This window comes from Pseudoxanthomonas sp. LjRoot204_2 (genome assembly GCF_056175765.1).
The window spans coordinates 1-1,829 of record NZ_JBGFFG010000564.1 but is presented as its reverse complement, the minus strand read 5'-3'; the positions used below and the strand labels follow the sequence as shown (position 1 = coordinate 1,829).

Sequence of the window (1,829 nt, the reverse complement as noted above, 5' to 3'; positions counted from 1 at the left end):
CACTCATTCAGTCCGATGGGGCGCCAGGACGCACTGAAGGTGCTGGACCGCACCAAGGGCATGATGATCTCGTCGGGCGACAAGGCGGTGAGCCAGATCATCGAGCTGGACGGCGCCATGGACCAGGTCGCGTCCGGCAACTTCGTGCTGGGCGAGTACCACTTCATCATGACCCTGTACGCGGAGGACCAGCAGCGTCTGTCGCAGAACGTGGCCGTGGCGCGGGCGGAGCTGTCCAACGCCGGCTTCGTGTCCGCCAAGGAAGACCTGGCCGTCTGCTCTTCGTTCTATTCCCAGCTGCCGGGCAACTGGCGCTACCGTACGCGGCTGGCGAACGTCAGTTCGCTGAACTTCCTGGGACTGTCGCCGCTGCACAATTTCGCCACCGGCAAGCGCGACAACAATCCGTGGGGCGACAGCGTGACGGTGCTGCAGACCACCAACGGACAGCCTTACTACTTCAACTTCCACGCCACGCATCCCGCCGAGAATTCGCTGGGTGAGAAAGCCATTGCCAACACCATGGTCATCGGCAAGTCGGGCACCGGCAAGACCGCGTTGATCAACTTCCTGCTCAGCCAGGTGCAGAAGTTCGATCCCGTGCCGACCATCTTCTTCTTCGACAAGGACCGGGGCGCGGAGATATTCGTACGCGCCTGCGGCGGCAACTACCTGGCGCTGGAGAACGGGCAGCCTACCGGCTTCAACCCGTTCCAGYGCGAACGTACCGATGCCAACGTGCAGTTCCTGGCGGGGCTGATCAAGGTCTTGGCGGCCAAGAGCCACTACACGGCACGGGAGGACGAGGACATCTTCCGGGCGGTCGAGTCCATGCTGGACATGCCGCTCCACTTGAGGTCGATGACCAACTTCCAGAAGAGCCTGCCCAACATGGGGGACGACGGACTCTATGCCCGCCTCCGCAAGTGGACGTCAGGCAACGCGCTCGGCTGGGTGTTCGACAACCCCGTCGACACGATCGACCTGAGCCGGGCCAGCATCATCGGCTTCGACTACACCGATGTCATCGAGAATGCCGAGATCCGCGTCCCCGTCATCAACTATCTGTTGCATCGGCTGGAAGAGCTGATCGACGGTCGTCCGCTGATCTACGTGATGGACGAGTTCTGGAAGATCCTCGACGGCGGTGGTGCGCTCAAGGACTTCGCCAAGAACAAGCAGAAGACCATCCGAAAGCAGAACGGCCTCGGCATCTTCGCCACCCAGAGCCCGGAAGATGCGCTCGCCAGCGACATATCGGCGGCGCTGATCGAACAGACGGCGACGCTGATCCTGCTTCCCAATCCGAATGCAGCGCGCGAAGACTACATCGATGGGCTGAAGCTGACCGACGCGGAATTCAAGGTCATCAAGAGCCTGGACGAGCGCTCGCGCTGCTTCCTGGTCAAGCAGGGCCACGCCTCGACCGTGTGCCAACTCAACCTGCGCGGCATGGACGATGCCCTCGCGGTCATCTCGGCCAGCACCGACAACATCGAGATCATGCATCGCATCGTCGAGGAAGAAGCACTGCGACTGGGCGTCGACAAGGCCGACCTGCGCCCCGAGCAGTGGTTGCCGCGTTTCCAGGAGGAGCGCAAGGGGTCGCGCAGTCGTCGCGACACCTCCGCCCCCCCGTCTCCTCGGGAAGAGCGTTCCACCGGCCCGCGACCCGCGCGGACCACCCACTCCAGCTTTCAGCATTGACGGATAACCAAGGACATCATCATGAACGTCTCGACATCCCGTGTTCGCGTCCGACACGTCGCCCATGCCCTGCTGGCCGCGGGCTTCGTCTTCGCCGCAACGGCACAAGCGCAGTGGCGGGT

1 protein-coding gene is annotated in these 1,829 nt (G+C 62.9%); it reads left to right on the top strand.

Going from position 1 to position 1,829, the window contains the following annotated elements:
* A partial coding sequence (locus tag AC04L7_RS17915) for a VirB4 family type IV secretion/conjugal transfer ATPase (protein ID WP_475513595.1) occupies positions 1-1,707 on the top strand: 1,707 nt, incomplete at its 5' end.
* Positions 1,708-1,829: the final 122 nt, after the last annotated feature.